Source organism: Micromonospora musae (genome assembly GCF_003626545.1).
Classification (GTDB): Bacteria; Actinomycetota; Actinomycetes; order Mycobacteriales; family Micromonosporaceae; genus Micromonospora; species Micromonospora musae.
Genome location: NZ_RAZS01000005.1, coordinates 269,538 through 286,933, shown reverse-complemented (window position 1 = coordinate 286,933; position 17,396 = coordinate 269,538). Strand labels below are relative to the sequence as shown.

Genomic DNA, 17,396 nt, shown 5'->3' with positions numbered 1-17,396 from the left:
GCCCGTACCTTAAGGCCGTCGGTGGGGTGGTTGCCGCCCGGCCCGGACTCAGTCGCAGTGTTCGAAGGGGCTGGCGTAGCTTGCGCCTCCGGTCGACCCGCCCCACTTCACGCACTTCCCGGGGGCGGTGGCCGTTACCGGCCCCGCGTAGTAGTCGAACGAGCCGCTCTCGGTCGTGCGGTCCTGCCCCTTCACCTCGAGGTACGCGGAGACCGTCGTCTTCGTGCCGACGGCGGTGTCCTTCAGGGTGACGACGCAGTTGTTGCCGTTGCCCGTGTTGTAGAGCAGGTAGACGCGCCCCCGGCGGCGTCCGTCCCCGCCGGTCAGCGTCGCCGAGTCGATCACCTGGTAGCCGGGACCGCAGGCCTGGTTCGCCGTGTACGGGTTCGGCTTCTCGGGCTTGCTGCTCGTCGGCTTCGAGGTCGGGGACGGCGCGTCCCCGTCGCCGCCCGCCGGCTCGGTGCTCTCTTCGCCGCCGGGTGCGGCGGTCCGGACGGCCGAGCCGCCGGCGCTCGCCGTGGGGCTCGCCGAACCGGTGCCGCGCGGAGTCGCGGTGGGCCGGCTGTCGGGGGTGGCGCCGGCGGAGTCCGGCACGGGCTCCTGCCCCTGCTCCTGCGCCGCTGCCGATTCGGCGGCCAGCGCGGGCGGCCGGTCGCCGTCGTCGGCCTCGCCACCGGTGCGCAGCGTGATCACGCCGATCGTCGCGACCAGGGCCACGAGGGCGGCCGCGGCGGCGCCGATGAGCCCGACCCGGCGGCGGGACGACCCGGAGCCGACCGGGTTCTCCAGGGTGTCGGCCTCGGGCCCCGGTATCGGCGGAAGGCTGTTCGGCCACTCGCTGGGACCGGGCTGACCGATCGGGGTCGCACCGGCGAATCCGCCCGGGAATCCGGCGGGGCCGCCGGCGGGTGGGGTGGGGAATCCGGCCGGGCCGTGGGCCGGTGGGTTCGGGAATCCGGCCGGGCCGTGGGCCGGTGGGTTCGGGCCGCCGGCCGGGCCGTGGGCCGGTGGGTTCGGGCCGTGGGCCGGTGGGTTCGGGCCGCCGGCCGGGCCGTGGGCCGGTGGGTTCGGGCCGCCGGCCGGTGGGTTCGGGCCGCCGGCCGGCGGAAGACCGGGCGACGTGGGGAACGCGGGCGGGGGCGGCACAGCGACGGCCGGTTGCCCGCCGGCCGGGGTGGCGGGCGGCGACGGGTGGGGCGCGGGGTACCCGTTCGACGGGGTGGTGGAGTCGGGCGCACCGGGAACCGCGGGTCCGGCCGAGCCGGCGGGAGCGGCGGGGACGGCGCCGTCGGCGGGGTGCGCGGGCCCCGGCCCGAAGTAGGTGAGGTCCTCCGGCACCGGGGGCGGGGGCGGCACCGGCGTGGCCGGCGGGTGCACACCCCCGGGAGCGACCGGCGGTGCCGGCGGCTGGGCGGGCCCACCGGCTGCCGCCCACGGCGGTGGGACGGGGTGCGCGCTGCCGGCCAGGATGCCGCGCCGCGCCTCGGCGGCCGCCCGGGCCAGCTCGGCGGCGCTGCCGTACCGGTCGGCCGGGCGCTTCGCCATGGCCCGCGCCACCAGCTCGACCACCGCCGGCGGGGTGCCCGGCGGCAGCGGGGCCGGCTCGTCCTGCTGGTGGCGCAGCGCCACCTCGAGCGGGTTCTCACCCACGAACGGGGGCTGCCCGGCGAGACAGAGGTACGTCACGGCGCCCAGCGCGTACACGTCGCTGGCGGCCGAGACCGGCTGCCCGGTGGCCTGCTCGGGCGACATGAAGGAGGCGGTGCCGAGCACGATGTTGGCCGCGGTGAGCCCGGAGAGGGCCCGCGAGCGGGCGATGCCGAAGTCGACCAGCACCACCCGCCCGTCCGACTTCACCAGCAGGTTGCCCGGCTTCACGTCGCGGTGGACGATCCCGGCGACGTGCGCGGCGTGCAGCGCCTCCGCCGCCTGCGCCACGACCGACATGGTCGACCCGGCGTCCAGGCGGCCGGCGCGACCGATCCAGTGGGTCAGCGGCTCGCCCTCGACGTACTCCATCACCAGGTAGTCGACCAGGCTGTCGTCGCCGAGGACGGCCTGGCCGACGTCGTGCACCGCGACGACGCCCGGGTGCCGCAGCGCGGCCAGCATCCGCGCCTCCGCCCGGAACCGGGTGGTGAACTCGGCGTCGGCGACCAGCGTCGGTAGCAGCACCTTGACCGCCACCTCGCGTTCCAGCAGCAGATCCGTGCACCGCCAGACCGCGCCCATTCCGCCGGTCGCCACACGTTCGCTCAGCCGGTAACGCTCGCTGAGCACCACTCCCCGAGTCAGCACCGAGCCACCGTACCGGCCGGTGCGGAGACCGTCATCGACGCCCGTAGGACCGCGCGGGGGGCGAGGGCGCGGCCGGCGCGCGCCGGGGCGACTACGCTTGCGGGGGTTCGTCCCATGGGGACCACAGCGACGAGGGGAGACGCGGGCATGGCGTGGAGCTGGCGGTACGAGGGCACGGACGGCCAGCCGGCGACGGGTCCGGCGGAGTCGTTCGGCAGCCAGGCCGACGCCGAGTCCTGGATCGGTCAGGTCTGGCGCGAGCTCGCGTCGTCCGGCGTCACCTCGGTCGCGCTCGTCGAGGACGACCGCGTCGAGTACCGGATGAGCCTGCTGCCCACGGCCGAGTGATGGCGTACGACCGCCCGGGTGGGAACCTGGTGCTCGGCGTACCGCGGGCGGCGTTCCGGCCGAGCCCCGTCTTCGTCGCCCTGGTGGCGCTCTTCGCGACCACCGGGGCGCTCGCCTGGAACGAGGTCGGCAACGTCCGGCTGGACGTCTTCGGATTCGTGGTCTCCGGCTGGCTGGTCTCGCTCTGCCTGCACGAGTACGCCCACGCGATCGTCGCCTTCCGGGCCGGTGACCGCAGCGTCGCGCACCGTGGCTACCTGACGCTCAATCCGCTGAAGTACAGCCACCCGCTGCTCTCCATCGCCCTGCCGGTGCTCGTGGTGCTGCTCGGCGGCATCGGGTTGCCCGGCGGCGCGGTCTGGGTGGACCGGCACGCCATCCCGGGCCGGCTGCGGCACACCCTGGTCAGCCTCGCCGGGCCGGCCACCAACGTGCTCTTCACCCTCGTGCTCGTGCTGGTGCTGAGGGTCGGCAGCGGCACCGGCGGGTCGATCGAGTTCTGGGCCGGTGTGGCGTTGCTGACGTTCCTCCAGCTCACCGCGAGCGCCCTGAACCTGCTCCCGGTGCCGGGACTGGACGGCGGCAACATGATCCAGCCCTGGCTGAACCCGCAGTGGCGCAAGATGTACGACCTCTTCGCCCCGTACGGCTTCATCCTGCTCTTCGCGCTGCTGTGGAACCCGCGGATCAGCGGCTGGTTCTTCGACGTGGTCTTCAGCGTCGGCGAGCTGCTCGGCCTGCCGTCCTGGCTCTACGCCGCCGGGCTCGACCTGATCCGCTTCTGGCAGGGCTGACGGGCCCCGTCGCGGGGCGACGGCGCGGCCGGTCGCTCGGGCGTCCGGCGACCCGTCCGGTCCGGCCGGGCAGAACGCGCCGGCCGGACCGGGTGGGTGTCACGGGCGCTGCGCCGGGCTCTCGGTCTTGGCCGGGTCGCGCTCGGTGATCGGGTTGACGATCTCGTCGATCGCCTTGAGCAGGTCGGCGTCGAGCTTCACGCCGGCCGCCTTCACGTTGTCGTGCACCTGCTCGGGGCGGGACGCGCCGATGATGGCCGACGACACGTTCGGGTTCTGCAGCACCCAGGCGATGGCGAGCTGGGCCATGCTGAGCTCGGCCTGCTCGGCCAGCGGCCGGAGCTGCTGCACCCGGGTCAGCACCGCGTCGTTGAGGAACCGGGCGATGGTGTTCGCGCCCGACTTCTCGTCCGTCGCGCGCGAGCCGGCGGGCGGCGGCTGACCCGGCTGGTACTTGCCGGTGAGCACGCCCTGGGCCATCGGCGACCAGACGATCTGGCCGACGCCCAGCTCCTCGCTGGTGGGTACGACCTCGCCCTCGATGACCCGCCACAGCATCGAGTACTGCGGCTGGTTCGAGATCAGCGAGATGTTCAGCTCGCGGGCGAGCTTGTGCGCCTCGCGGATCTGGGACGCCTTCCACTCGGAGACGCCGATGTAGTGCGCCTTGCCGGAGTGCACGACGTCGGCGAAGGCCTCCATCGTCTCCTCCAGCGGCGTGCTGTAGTCGTACCGGTGGGCCTGGTAGAGGTCCACGTAGTCGGTCTGCAGCCGGCGCAGCGAGCCGTTGATCGACTCCATGATGTGCTTGCGGGACAGGCCCCGGTCGTTGCGACCCGGGCCGGTCGGCCAGTACACCTTGGTGAAGAGTTCGATGCCCTCACGCCGCTCACCCTTCAGGGCGCGGCCGAGCACCTCCTCGGCCCTCGTGCCGGCGTACACGTCGGCGGTGTCGAAGGTGGTGATGCCGGCGTCGAGAGCGGCCCGGACACAGGCGAGGGCGGCGTCCTCCTCGACCTGCGAACCGTGGGTGATCCAGTTGCCGTACGAGATCTCGCTGACCATCAGGCCGGAACGGCCAAGGTGACGGAATTCCATGACCTCGACCCTAACCCCGATCTTCGGCGGGCCTCGCCTCGCCGTCCCCCGGCGTGTACCGGCTGTGGGCTAGAGCACCGGATTGGTGTCGGCGAGCAGCCGCTCGATCTCTTCGAGCACCTCCTCCTGGGTGCGGTGCGCCGGGTCGATCAGCGGGTTGCCGCGCCGGTCGAGCGCGCCCCACCGTCCGGCGCCCGTACCCACCAGGAACGCGACCGGATGCACGACCAACGCCGGATGCACCGGCGGCACGAGCACCGCGCCGGTGTGATCCACCACGCCGTGCCGGCCGCCCAGCTCGATCACGGCGAGCCCCTCGTCGGTGAAGCCGTCGACGTACCGCCCGTCGGCGAGCGCCGTGCGGAAGCTGTGGTACCGCGTCGGCACCACGATCTGGCCGGTCCGGTCGACCGCGCCCCAGCCCTCGCGGCGGACCGCGGCCACGCCCCGGCGGAACGGCCGTACGTCGGCGAAGCCGGGCGGAATCACCACGTCCCCTGTCGGGTCGACGGCGAGCCAGCCCTCGGCGGCGTTGCGGACCACCCAGGCCAGCCCGTCGGAGAAGGGCCGGACCGCGAGGTACGACGGCTCGATCACCGTGGTGCCGGTGAGCGCGATCAGTGACCAGCGGTCGGTCTCCGGACGGCGTACCCAGGCCAACCCCTCGCGGAACTGCTGGGTCTCCGCGTACCGGGCGGGGACGACCAGCTCGCCCTCCGGGTCGGTGTAACCCCAGAGCGCGCCGTCGCGGGCCGGCACCGGGGGTTGGATCCGCTCCAGCACCTCGTCCCGGCTGCGGGGGTACGGCCCGAGGCCCTCCGCCGCACGCTCGGCGATCGCGTCGAGCGCCGTCCGGACGCGGTCCAGCAGGTCGGCGTCCCCGGCGCCGCGCAGGTCGAGCGCCCGCTCGAAGTGCAGGCACGCCTCCATGAACCGGCCCTGGTCGACGCAGGAGCGCCCGGCGTGCTCGTGCAGCGCGGCGCGCAGCCGGTCCGGCAACTCGGGCGAGGTGGCCCGGGCGAAGAGCTGGTCGGCCTCCACGAACTCTCCCCGCCAGCGGAGCACCTGACCCAGCCGGGCCTGGGCGAGCGCGATCCGGCGCAGCTCACCGGTCGCCTCCGCGTACGTGAGGGCGAGGCGCGCGTCGGCGAGGGCGTCGTCCAGCTCCCCGAGGACGCGGGACACCACGGCCCGGAGGCTCAGCAGCCGGGCGCGGGCCCGGTTGTCGACGGCCGTACCCAACTTTTCGGTGAGCCGTCGCCGGACGATCTGCAACTCGTCGGGATCGTCCACGATCTCCCGCAGCGTCTCCGGATCGATCCGCCACCGGTACCCCGCCAGCACCTGCTCGGGATCGCCCTGCTCGGCAGGGTTCGGCGCGGAGACCGGTGCGGCGGGGGCGGTCGCCGCCGGTGGCGCGGAGACGGGGGCGGACGCGGTCGTCGCGGGCGGTGCGGAGACCGGTGCGGCGGGGGCGGTAGCCGCCGGCGGCGCGGAGACGGGGGCGGACGCGGTCGCTGCCGGTGGCGCGGAGACGGGGGCGGTCGCTGCGGGCGGTGCGGAGATCGGTCGGGCGGGCGCGGTCGCCGCGGGTGGTGCGGAGACCGGCGCGGCCGTGACCGTGGTGTCGGGGGCGGTGGGCGGCGCGGTCACCGCTGCCGTGGGTGGCGCGGGAGTCGCGCCGGAGGGTGGCGCGGAGACCGGCTCGTCCGGTCGACCGGGTTCCGGCTCGGACGCGACAGTGGCCGCGGGTGACGGCGACGCGAACCCGGCTCCGGGCCCCCCACCGTCGGACGGCGCGGAGATCGGCGGTGTCGGTGGTGCGGAGACCGGAGCCGGCGGTGCGGAGACCGGCGTGGCGGCGGTGGCGGGCTGCGGCGGCGACGCGGGGCCGGGCGTGGTCGTCGGTGCCGACCCCGGGACGGGAGCGACGGCGGGCTGCGGCGGGGATGCGGGCTCCGGGGCGGACCCCGGAGCCGTGCCCGGCTGCGGCATCCGGCCGGAACCCTCCGCGCCGGGCCCCGTCGTCGCGTCTACCGGCGCCGAATCGTCCGGCCGTGCCGTCGCGTCGGGCCGCGCCGAATCGTCCGGCCGTGCCGTCGCGTCGGGCCGCGCCGAGCCGTCGGGCCGCGCCGAGCCGTCGGACCGGGCCGTCGCGTCGGGCCGTGCGGTCGTGTCGACCGGCCTCGGCGAAGCGTCGGTCGGGGTGGCGCTCCGCGCGCCAGTGACCCGTGCGTCCGAGGATGTCGGGTCCGGCCCGTCGGACGGTCCCGGCGGCCCGGACTCCGGCGGCGTGCTTACCGAGGCAGCCGGTGCCGGAGGGAGCGGGGGAGCGGGCGGTGCGGAGGTCGGGCGCGCTGCCATGGCCGGCTCCGCCGCCGGCCGTCCGCCGAGGTCGGTCGTGGCAGGCGGGGTGAGTTCGGGCTCCGGCAGCGGCCGGGTCGGCTGCCCGGAGGCTTTGGTGGCGGGCGGCGTGGAAGCCCCGGGCAGCGGCTCAGTGAGCCCCGGCTCCGCTGCTGTGGGCCGAGCGGCGGGCGGTGCGGACACCGCGGTCGCGGTGGCGGCGACGAGGGTGTCGGAACCGGTGGGCTGGATGGGCCAATCCGGTCCTCCCGCGTCGGGCGTGGACGGTCCCGGGACCGGGCCCGCGGTGCCGGCCGCGTCGGGGTCGTCGGCGCTCTCCGGACCGGGCGTCGCCGGACCGGCCGGCCGGGTGCCCGGCGTTGGGATGTCGGACGTCTCCGTACCGGCCGTCCACGCGACGGACGGCTCCGGCGTGGCCGGACCGGGCGGGGAGTGCGCCGGGACGGGTCGCGCCGCTTCGGGCGGTGCGGAGACCGGTGCGGCGGGCGGTGCGGAGACCGGGGCGGCGGGCGGTGCGGAGACCGGGTGCGCCGGGCCGGGGACCGGTGCCGCGAGGTCAGCGGGGGGCGACGCCGGAACCTGCTCGGCCGGTACGGCCGCGACGTCAGTCGCCGGCACCGCACCGCTCGCCGGCACCGCGGGTACCGGCGGCGGGGTCGAAGTGGGTTCGGCACGGGTGGCCGCCGGGGCGATGGTGGCGGTCGGCACGGCGGGGTCATCGTCGCCGTGGTCCGGTGCCGGTACGTCCGGCAGCGGCGTACCGCCGTCCGCCGTGGAGTGCGACCGCTCGGCGGCGACCGGCGGGGCGGGATTCTCCGGCCCGGGAACCGGGTGCGGGCGGGCCGGAGCGACCGGCTGCGGGTCGGGCTCTCCCCGGTTCGCCGGTGCCCACGGGTTCGGCACGTCCGCTTCGGCCGCCGGGGACTGCCCCGGGTCCGAGCGGCCGGTCGCCGACGCGGGTGCCGGGGCGTCGACGGAGGCGGCGGCCGGTGCGGCCGCTTCGACCGGTTCGGGGACCGCAGACCGCGGCTCGTCGATCGTCTGCGCGGGCTGCGCGACGGAGGCGGTCGCCGGCGGTGACGCCGGGTCGGACGTCGGCCCCTCGACAGCTCCGGACGCCGACGGGGCGACCGAAGCGCCGGTCGGCGTCGGCGGCTCCGACGTGGCCTCGGCAGCCTGCTCCGCCGGGCCGGTGGCCGGCGCCGACTCGTCGGGCGTCGGACGGGCGGGACGGAACCAGGCCTCCGCACCGCCGCTGGGCTGAGGTTCCGGTCGGTACGCGGGAGCGGGCGGATCCGATGGCGGTGGCGGGACGTAGACCCGGGGAACGCCGGGTGCCGGGGAGAGCGGCGGCGTCGCCGCGCCGTGCGGACCGGGCGCGACGTCGCCATCCGTGCCACGTCCGGCGTCGGTCGCCCGTTGGCCCGCGAGCGGGTGGCCGTCGGGGCGTTCGACGCCGGGACGGGTCAGGTCCGTCGGCCGCTCGCGGGCCACGTCAGGCCGCCCGTCACGCGGAGGTGGTGCCTCGTCCTGCGGCCGCCGGACCGGCGCACGCGTCTCGGGCGGTGCGGGCGAGACGGGTGCGGGTGGGCCGGGCCGGGCGGGCGGTCCGGTGACGGGGCTCGCCGAAGCAGGCGACACCGGTGCCGCTGAGACGGGTCGGGCCGGTGCGGGCGAGATCGGTCGGTCGGGTCCGCCGGGCCGCGGGGCAGTGGGGTGCGCCGGTGGGGTGGCGTGCGTCGGCGACACCGGTGCCGCTGAGACGGGTCGGGCCGGGGCGGGCGAGATCGGTCGGTCGGGCCCGCCGGGCCGCGGGGCGGCGGGATGCGGCGGCGGGGCAGTGTGGTGCGTCGGCGGGACCGGCGCGGGTGAGACGGGCCGGGCTGGTGCGGGCGAGATCGGTCGGTCGGGCCCGCCGGGCCGCGGGGCGGCGGGATGCGGCGGCGGGGCAGTGTGGTGCGTCGGCGGGACCGGCGCGGGTGAGACGGGCCGGGCTGGTGCGGGCGAGATCGGTCGGTCGGGTCCGCCGGGCCGCGGGGCAGTGGGGTGCGCCGGCGGGGTGCCGTGCGTCGGCGGAATCGGCGCCGGGTACGGCCTGCCGGCGGTGGGCGTCGCCGGTCGGCCGCCGGGAGGCGACGCGGACGGGCCGGACGGCGGCACGTCCCGGGCCGGTGCGGCGGCGGCCGGTGGGTAGGGCCGCCCGGGCGCCCGGCGCGCGTCGTCGTGCCACGGTGGAGGTTCCTGCCGGCCGGCGCCACGGGGCGGCAGGTCGGGCTCGACCGGTCGGCGCTGGTCCGGTCGCGGTTCGCCACGCAGCCCAGGGTCCCGGCCGGGGCGCGCCGCTCCCGCCTCGTGCTCCGGGCGTGGGCGGGCCTCCCGGTACGACTCCGGCCGGACCTCCTCGCGCGGACGGCGCTCGGCGTACGGATCGGCGTAACCGGCCGCCTCGCGGGGCTGGCCGCGCCGGTCGTCCTCGTGGCGCGAAGGCCCACCGCGGTCGTACGCCCGGTCGTCCTCGTAACGCGGCTGGCTCTGGCGCTCGTGGTCGGGGCGGCGGAACTGCTCGTCGTCATTGCGGGGCCGCCCGGCGGGGCGCTGCGGCCGCTCCTCGTAGTGCCGACGGTCGTCATAACGCGGCCCGCGTACGTCGTCGGGGTGGCGGCCGTGCTCCGGGTGCCGTGCCGGGTCGTGGCGGAGGTCGTCCGGACGCCGATCCCGTTCGGGTGCGTGACCCCACGGGTAGCGCTGTCGGCCGCCGGCCGGCAACCGCCCCTCGGGAGCGCCCGGCCATCCGCCGTCGTGGCGGCGCGGTGTCGACTCCTCGTCCGGCTCGGGCATCCAGCCCGGCTGGGGGGAGCGGGGGGCGGGGGAGACCGGCGGGTACCCGGGGTGCCGTTCGTCCCGGCGCGGGCGGGAGTCGGGTGTCGTTCCCCGGTCCCAGCCGTTCTCGCGAGCGCCGCGCTCCTCACCGCGGGCGCGGCGGTCGGTCCACTCGGTCCGGCCGTCCGGGTCGGGGCGGCGCGTCGGCGGCCGCTCGTCGGGCCAACCCGGTTCGCCGTGTGGACCGCGGTACGGCTCGTCGTCGTGCCAGCGCCCGTCGACGCGGCCCGACCGGCGCTCCCGGCCGTGCGCCTCCTCTTCGGGCGTCGGATCGTCGGTCCACGAGCGGCCCACGTACGTGCCGTCGGGCCGGGTGGGGGCGAGCGGGGGCACCTCGGCGCGGCTGACCACCGTGGCTCGGCCGCGCGGTGGTGGGGTGTACTGCGCGCCGATGTCGCCGGGGTAGCGCTGACCGGGGAACTGGGGGTGCCACTCGTGGGTGGGTTCGACCATCCAGGATGGTTCGGCCGGGTCCTGCCACCGATCCGCGTACCGGCTGCTCATCCGGCGTGCCTGTCGCCTCGCCCGGGGCACGTGCCGGCGGATGCCCGCCCCCGTCCGGCCGTGACCGCGACACGGTGACTGCCGGACGCCGGACCGTTCTGGACCGCGTTCAGGTGGCCGGCTCGCGTCCGCTCGGTCACGGCGTTGTCACCTCGTTGCCAATTGTCGCGCTGGGGCCCCGACCTGCCGGTAAAGTCGCGGGTTCCCGGGCAGGGCGTGGCTGCGGATGGAGGGTAACGGCGTGGGCTCGGTCAACGCCACTGTGGCACCGTTCACCACGTCAAACGTTATCCTATGGTTCCGGACATTTTGGGCGATAGCCGCATCCGGTTTCCGACGATACTCCACCTACCGTCAGGCCGCCCTGGCCGGGATCGTCACCAACACCGTCTTCGGATTCCTCCGCTGCTACGTGCTGCTCGCGGTGGCCGGCGCCGCCGGCTCCGCGGCCGGGTACGACCGGCGGCAGCTCACCACGTTCGTCTGGGTCGGACAGGGTCTGCTCACCGTCGTCCAGCTCTGGGGCTGGACGGAGCTGGCCGACCGGATCCGCACCGGGGACGTCGTCGGGGACCTGCTCCGTCCGGTGCACCCGGTGACCGCGTACCTCGCCACCGACACGGGTCGCGCCGGCTACGCCGCGGTGGTGCGGCTCCTGCCCCCGGTGCTGGTGGCCCCGCTCTTCTTCGAGCTGTACCTGCCGGCCCGCTGGCCGACCGTGCCGCTCTTCGTCGGCTCGGTCGTCGCCGCCGTGGTGCTCTCCTTCGCCTGCCGGTACCTGGTCAACACCACCGCCTACTGGCTGGCGGACGTGCGCGGCCCGCTGGTCCTCTGGACCCTCGGCTCGGGTGTGCTCAGCGGGCTCTACTTCCCGCTGCGTTTCCTCCCCGAGTGGGTGTACCAGCCACTGTGGATCGTCACGCCGTTTCCCAGCCTCCTGCAGACCCCACTCGACGTGCTCGTCGAGCGGGACCCCACGCCGGTGCAGGTGACCCTGGTCGTCGTGCAGATCTGCTGGGCCGCGCTCCTGCTGGCCGCCTGCCGGCTCGTGCAGCGCCGGGCCGAACGTCGGCTGGTGGTCCAGGGTGGCTGACCGGCCGGGCGGGACGCTCACCGCGTACCGGGCGCTGCTCGGCGCGCAGGCGCGTTCGCAGACGGCGTACCGGGCCTCGTTCGTGGTGGACCTGGTCGGCAACGTCGGGGCCACCGTGTTCGACGTGCTCACCGTCCTCGTGCTCTTCGGCGTCACCCGGGAACTGGGCGGCTTCACGCTGCGCGAGACGATGGTGATCGTCGGCCTCTCCGCGTTCGCGTTCGCCACCGCCGACCTGCTGGTCGGCAACATCGAGCGGATCCCCCGGTACGTACGCACCGGCCTGCTCGACGCGGTGCTGCTGCGACCACTCGGGGCGCTCCCGCAGCTGCTGCTGATGGACCTACCGCTGCGCAAGGTGTCCCGGGCGCTCTTCGGGCTCGCCGTCTGGGTCACCGCGGTCGCGGCCGCCGACATCGACTGGACGCCCGCGCGGGCAGTGCTGGCCGTGGCCGCCCCCGCCGCCGGGGTGGTCTTCTTCGGCTCCGTCTTCGTCGCCACCGCCACCGTCTCGTTCTTCTGGATCGAGTCGGGCGAGTTGGCCAACTCGTTGACCTACGGCGGGCGTGACTTCACCTCGTACCCCGTCACCGTCTACGGCGGCTGGTTCCGCGCGCTCTTCGCGTACGGCCTCGGGTTCGCGTTCGTCAGCTACCACCCGGCGCTGGCGCTGCTCGGCCGCGCCGACCCGCTCGGCCTCCCGCAGTGGGTGAGCTGGGCGGCACCCGGGGTCGCGGTGGTGGCCGCCGCGCTCGCCGCCGGGGCCTGGCGTTTCGGGATCCGCCACTACCGGAGTACGGGCTCGTGACGGGGTCGACCATCAGGGCGAGGGCGAGGGGTGAGCGTGGCAGCGTCGCAGTCACGAACTGAGATAATTCAGGCGCGCGGGCTCCGCAAGGAGTTCACGGTACGCGTCAAGGCCGGTCGCCTGCGGCGCCACAAGCAGATCCGGGCCGCGGTCGACGGGCTCGACCTGCGGGTGGAGCGGGGCGAGACGGTCGGCTACATCGGGCCGAACGGAGCCGGCAAGTCCACCACCTTGAAGATGCTCACCGGCGTGCTCACGCCGAGCGCGGGCGAGGTACGGGTCTGCGGGCTGCGCCCGGTCGCCCAGCGCACCCGCCTCGCGCTGCGCATCGGGGTGGTCTTCGGACAGCGCTCCCAACTGTGGTGGGACCTGCCCCTGCGCGACTCGTTCGACCTGCTCCGGCACGTCTACCGGGTACCCGCGGCCGAGCACGCCGCGCGGCTGCGCCACTGCCGCGCCCTGCTCGACCTGGACGATTTCCTGGACGTTCCCGTCCGGCAGCTCTCCCTCGGCCAGCGGATGCGCGGCGAGCTGACCGCCGCGCTGCTGCACGGGCCGGAGGTGCTCTTCCTCGACGAGCCGACCATCGGCCTGGACGTGGTGAGCCGGCAGGCGGTCCGGGGCTTCCTCGACGAGCTGGGCCGCACCGGTGACACCACGTTGATGCTGACCACCCACGACCTCGCCGACATCGAGCGGCTCTGCCCCCGGCTGGTGGTGATCGACCACGGGCGGGTGGTGCACGACGGCTCGATCGCCGACCTGCACGAGCGGTACGGGTCGCGCCGGCTCGTCGTCGCCGAACTGGACGCGCCGCTGCCGCACCCGCCGACCCTGCCCGGCGCCCTGCTGCGGGAGGTGGCGGCGGACGGCCGCCGCCTGGTGTACGCGCTGGAGTCCGCCGGGGTGGCGCAGGTGGTCTCCGGCCTCGCCGGCCTGGCCAGCCTGCGGGACCTGTCGGTCGTCGAGCCGGACATCGAGGAGGTCGTGACGCGGCTCTACCGGACACCGCCGGAGACGACGGCCCCGGCGGTGGCCGGGACCGGCTGAGCACGACCTCAGGGGTGCTCCAGCACCAGTACCGCCATGGTGTTGCGCGCCAGCGCCTCGTACCGGTGCGGGGTGTCCGCGGGGAACGCCGCGTAGTCGCCGGGGCCCAGCTCCACCAACTCGGACTCGGGGCCGACCCGCAGCCGCCCGGTCGCCACCACGATGTGTTCGACACTGCGCGGGGTGTGCGCCTCCGCGTTGCCCACCGCGCCGGGTTCGAGCCGGATGAGGTAGATGTCGCGGCGCACCTCCGCCGAGCCGGCGCTGAGCAGCGCCCCGGCGAAGTCCGCGTGCTCGGAGCGGATCCGTGGACCCTCACCGGCCGGGATCATCCGTACCTCGCGCGGCTGCCCCTCGAACAGCCGCGCGATGGGTATGCCGAGCGCGTCGGCGAGCGCCCAGAGCGACCCCACGCTCGGATCGCCGTCGGCGCTCTCGAACCGGGCGAGAACGGACTCGGCGAGCCCGGCCCGGTGTGCCAGGTCAGCCCGCGTCAGCCCGGCCCGCTCGCGTTCCCGGCGCAGCGCGGCGGCGATGTCGGCCAGCGGGGGAGCGGGCATCGGTCACTCCGTTGCTCTCGGTGGCGCGTTCCGCATGGTTGACCATGCGTACGCTACCGCGAACCGAGGGTGACCGGACGGTGCTCGCTCGCCTCGCCACCGCACCCCGCGACGTGGCTTCGGCTCAGACCGAGTCGCCGATCTCGACGCGCGGCTGCGGGGTCCGCATGCGTCGGAAGGTGATCGACCGCATGATCGCGTAGAGGTAGAGCGAGCCCATGCGCTGGCCGGTGGTGGGGTAGCGCTCGCGGACCAGCTTGCCGATCTTCCGCGAGATCAGGATCGAGTCGACCACCACACCGAGCGCCAGCACGCCCCAGAGCAGGTTGGAGATCAGCCGGACCAGCGGCGGCATCGCGCCGTTCGACCCGAGCAGCACGATCAACGCGCCGCCGAAGAACCAGGTGCCGACGTTGCGCCGGGAATCGACCACGTTCCGGGCCAGCAGCCGCTCCTCGCCCCGGTCGCGGGGGCCACCTTCGCGACGGAACTCGGCGGCCGACTCGGCACGCATCCGCCGGCGGTGCTCCCGGGCCTCCTCCTTGGTGAGGGGCTTGGTGGGGGCGCCGCCCGGGCGCCGGCCGACACTCGGCCGCTTCGGGGTCTCGCGCCCCTTGGCGGGCGTGTAGCCGCGGGGGCGGGCGGACTCGGACTCCTCGCTGGGCGTCACCGGGGTGACGGCCTCGTCGGCGAGGTCGGTGGGCTTACGGCGAAACAGCGACGGCACGCGGAAAGGGTAGCCAAACGACGGCGCCCGGTGCACATCGCGGTGCACCGGGCGCGAACTCGAAGGGGTGAAACGCTACGGCCGCTCGGCGTGGGCGCCCAGGTCGGCGAGCTTCGCTTCGAAGTCCTCGTAGCCGCGGTTGATCAGATCCACGCCGTACACCCGGGAGGTGCCCTCGGCGGCGAGCGCCGCGATCAGGTGGCTGAATCCGGCCCGCAGATCCGGGATGACCAGGTCGGCCGCGTGCAGCTTGCTCGGCCCGGCGATGACCGCCGAGTGCTTGAAGTTGCGCCGGCCGAAGCGGCACGGGGTGCCGCCGAGGCAGTCGCGGTAGACCTGGATGTTGGCGCCCATCGAGTTCAGCGCCTCGGTGTAGCCCAGCCGCTGCTCGTAGACCGTCTCGTGGACGATCGACAGGCCGCGGGCCTGGGTGAGCGCCACCACCAGCGGCTGCTGCCAGTCGGTCATGAAGCCGGGGTGCACGTCGGTCTCCAGCGCCACCGACTTCAGCTCGCCGCCCGGGTGCCAGAACCGGATGCCGCCCTCCTGGCCCGGCTGGCCGTTACGCGGCGGCCGCAGGTCGGTCACCTCGTACTCGCCGCCGACCGACCGGAAGATGTTCAGGAAGGTCATCATGTCGGCCTGCTGCGCACCGAGCACCTCGACGTGCCCGCGGGTGGCCAGCGCGGCGGCGGCCCAGCTGGCGGCCTCGATCCGGTCCGGGATCGGCCGGTGGGTGTAGCCGTGCAGCTTCGGCACGCCCTGGATCTCGATCACCCGGTCGGTGTGGACCTTGATGATCGCGCCCATCTTCTGCAGCACGCAGATCAGGTCGAGGATCTCCGGCTCCACGGCGGCGTTGCGCAGCTCGGTGACGCCCTCGGCCATCACTGCGGTGAGCAGCACCTGCTCGGTGGCGCCGACGCTGGGGTACGGCAGCGAGAACTTCGTGCCGCGCAGGCCGTTCGGGGCGGAGAGGTGCAGCCCCTCCGGCCGCTTGTCGACCGTGGCGCCGAACTCGCGCAGCGCCTGGAGGTGGAAGTCGATGGGGCGTGGCCCGATGTGGCAACCGCCGAGGTCGGGAATGAACGCGTGCCCGAGCCGGTGCAGCAGCGGCCCGCAGAACAGGATCGGGATGCGGCTCGACCCGGCGTGCACGTTGATCTGGTCGGTGCTGGCGCTCTCGACGTTGGCCGGGTCGAAGACGAGTTCGCCGTCCTCCTCGCCGTCGGTCACCTTGACCCCGTGCAGCCCGAGCAGGCCTCGGACCACCTCGACGTCGCGGATCTTCGGCACGTCGAACAGCCGGCTCGGGCTGTCGCCGAGCAGGGCGGCGACCATCGCCTTGGAGACGAGGTTCTTCGCGCCGCGCACGCGGATCCGCCCTTCGAGCGGAGTGCCTCCGTGCACGACCAGGACGTCCTCGGTCAACGCAACCTCCAGCGCATCGGTGCTGCCGTGTTGATGTGGGGCGCGATGCCTACCGCTACCCCGGATGCGGTCGTATCGAAACGGACCGCCTGCGTCGTTGCTCCGGCAGCATAGTCCTCGGCGGCGAGAATGGAACCGGTCACACCACCCGGAGGGTGTTAAATCGGCGATCCCGCACTAATGGGTATCAACGACGCTACGGAACGTGATCAGTTGGCGGTCGGCACCGCGGCGTCGACGCCGGGAAGTGCCAGCATCTGGTCCAGGGCCGAACGAGCGTGCCGGGCGGTGTCCGGATCCACGGTGATCTGGTTCACCACCCGACCGGCCACCAGCTCCTCCAGCGCCCAGACCAGGTGCGGGAGGTCGATCCGGTTCATGGTCGAGCAGTAACAGACCGCCCGGTCCAGGAACATGATCTGTTTGTCCGGGTGGGCGATGGCGAGCCGGCGGACCAGGTTGAGCTCGGTGCCCACCGCCCACGCCGAGCCGGCCGGCGCCGCCTCGATGGTCTTGATGATGTACTCGGTCGAGCCGACGTGATCGGCCGCGGTCACCACCTCGTGCCGGCACTCCGGGTGGACCAGCACGTTCACCCCGGGCACCCGCTCGCGGACGTCGTTCACGCTCTCCAGGGTGAAGCGGCCGTGCACCGAGCAGTGCCCCCGCCAGAGGATCATCTTCGCGTCCCGCAGCTGCTCCGGCGTCAGCCCGCCGTTCGGCTTGTGCGGGTCGAAGAGCACGCAGTCGTCGAGCGAGTAGCCCATCTCCAGCACCGCCGTGTTGCGGCCCAGGTGCTGGTCGGGCAGGAAGAGCACCTTCGAACCCTGCTCGAACGCCCAGTCCAGCGCCCGCTTGGCGTTCGACGAGGTGCAGACCACCCCGCCGTGCCGGCCGACGAAGCCCTTGATGTCGGCGGAGGAGTTCATGTAGGTCACCGGGACGGTCTCTTCGGCGACGCCCAGCTCGGTCAGTACGTCCCAGGCGGCCTCGACCTGCCCGAGGACGGCCATGTCCGCCATCGAGCAGCCGGCGGCCAGGTCCGGCAGGACCACCTTCTGGCTGTCGGTGGTGAGGATGTCGGCGCTCTCGGCCATGAAGTGCACGCCGCAGAAGACGATGTACTCCGCGTCCGGCCGGGCCGCCGCCTCCCGGGCCAGCTTGAACGAGTCGCCGGTGACGTCGGCGAACTGGATCACCTCGTCGCGCTGGTAGTGGTGCCCCAGCACGAACACCCTGCTCCCCAGCGCGGCCTTCGCGGCCGCGGCCCGGGCCACCAGGTCGGGGTCGCTGGGCGCCGGAAGATCGCCCGGACACTCCACTCCGCGCTCCGTCGCCGGGTCGCTTCCCCGCCCGAGCAGCAGCAGGGCCGTGGCCGTGTTGGAGGGTTCTACCCAGGTGGAAGTCACGTCCCCCATGGTCCCACAGCGCGAACGGTGTG

12 protein-coding genes are annotated in these 17,396 nt (G+C 74.7%); 5 read left to right on the top strand and 7 right to left on the bottom strand.

The window, feature by feature from the left end:
* Window positions 1-48: 48 nt before the first annotated feature.
* The gene (locus D7147_RS33690; protein WP_407663350.1) at window positions 49-2,298 is read right to left on the bottom strand and encodes a serine/threonine-protein kinase; all 2,250 of its coding nucleotides are present in this window, start codon (window positions 2,296-2,298) and stop codon (window positions 49-51) included.
* Between the two features lie 147 nt (window positions 2,299-2,445).
* Here D7147_RS33690 and D7147_RS16005 point away from each other — a divergent pair, with 147 nt between their 5' ends.
* Window positions 2,446-2,646 carry a hypothetical protein gene (locus tag D7147_RS16005; RefSeq protein WP_120678357.1) on the top strand — a complete coding sequence of 67 codons (201 nt, stop codon included), beginning with the start codon at window positions 2,446-2,448 and terminating at the stop codon, window positions 2,644-2,646.
* Window positions 2,646-3,440, top strand: a complete 795-nt coding sequence (locus D7147_RS16000; protein ID WP_120678355.1) for a site-2 protease family protein — start codon at window positions 2,646-2,648, stop codon at window positions 3,438-3,440. Before D7147_RS16005 ends, D7147_RS16000 begins: the two co-directional genes overlap by 1 nt.
* A 99-nt stretch (window positions 3,441-3,539) precedes the next feature.
* Here the strand turns inward: D7147_RS16000 and D7147_RS15995 are convergent, their stop codons facing one another.
* Window positions 3,540-4,538: an aldo/keto reductase family protein gene (locus D7147_RS15995; RefSeq protein ID WP_120678353.1), complete on the bottom strand. Its 999-nt coding sequence runs from the start codon at window positions 4,536-4,538 to the stop codon at window positions 3,540-3,542.
* Between the two features lie 69 nt (window positions 4,539-4,607).
* Complete coding sequence (locus D7147_RS15990; RefSeq protein WP_233563165.1) at window positions 4,608-6,191, bottom strand: WG repeat-containing protein; 1,584 nt, start codon at window positions 6,189-6,191, stop codon at window positions 4,608-4,610.
* A gap of 4,336 nt (window positions 6,192-10,527) precedes the next feature.
* On the opposite strand from D7147_RS15990, the gene D7147_RS15975 reads away from it, so the two are divergent.
* Genes D7147_RS15975 through D7147_RS15965 form a run of 3 tightly spaced genes read left to right on the top strand, consistent with a single transcriptional unit; the run spans window position 10,528 to window position 13,237 of the window.
* On the top strand, window positions 10,528-11,379 hold the full coding sequence (locus D7147_RS15975; RefSeq protein WP_120678347.1) for an ABC transporter permease: 852 nt from the start codon (window positions 10,528-10,530) through the stop codon (window positions 11,377-11,379).
* Complete coding sequence (locus D7147_RS15970; RefSeq protein ID WP_120678345.1) at window positions 11,372-12,187, top strand: ABC transporter permease; 816 nt, start codon at window positions 11,372-11,374, stop codon at window positions 12,185-12,187. Before D7147_RS15975 ends, D7147_RS15970 begins: the two co-directional genes overlap by 8 nt.
* Before the next feature lie 36 nt (window positions 12,188-12,223).
* Complete coding sequence (locus tag D7147_RS15965) at window positions 12,224-13,237, top strand: ABC transporter ATP-binding protein (RefSeq protein WP_233563164.1); 1,014 nt, start codon at window positions 12,224-12,226, stop codon at window positions 13,235-13,237.
* Between the two features lie 8 nt (window positions 13,238-13,245).
* On the opposite strand, the gene D7147_RS15960 is transcribed toward D7147_RS15965, so the two are convergent.
* The 4 genes from D7147_RS15960 to nadA all read right to left on the bottom strand — a co-directional run bounded on the left by D7147_RS15960 (window position 13,246) and on the right by nadA (window position 17,364).
* A complete protein-coding gene (locus tag D7147_RS15960) occupies window positions 13,246-13,797 on the bottom strand; it encodes a helix-turn-helix domain-containing protein (protein WP_120678343.1) in 552 nt (183 codons plus the stop codon).
* A gap of 124 nt (window positions 13,798-13,921) precedes the next feature.
* Entirely contained in the window at window positions 13,922-14,524 is a 603-nt protein-coding gene (locus tag D7147_RS15955) for a DUF3043 domain-containing protein (protein ID WP_120678342.1), read from the bottom strand.
* Between the two features lie 75 nt (window positions 14,525-14,599).
* A complete protein-coding gene (gene murA, locus D7147_RS15950) occupies window positions 14,600-15,955 on the bottom strand; it encodes a UDP-N-acetylglucosamine 1-carboxyvinyltransferase (RefSeq protein ID WP_120678340.1) in 1,356 nt (451 codons plus the stop codon).
* 209 nt (window positions 15,956-16,164) lie between these two features.
* Window positions 16,165-17,364: a quinolinate synthase NadA gene (nadA, locus tag D7147_RS15945; protein WP_120678919.1), complete on the bottom strand. Its 1,200-nt coding sequence runs from the start codon at window positions 17,362-17,364 to the stop codon at window positions 16,165-16,167.
* Window positions 17,365-17,396 lie beyond the last annotated feature (32 nt).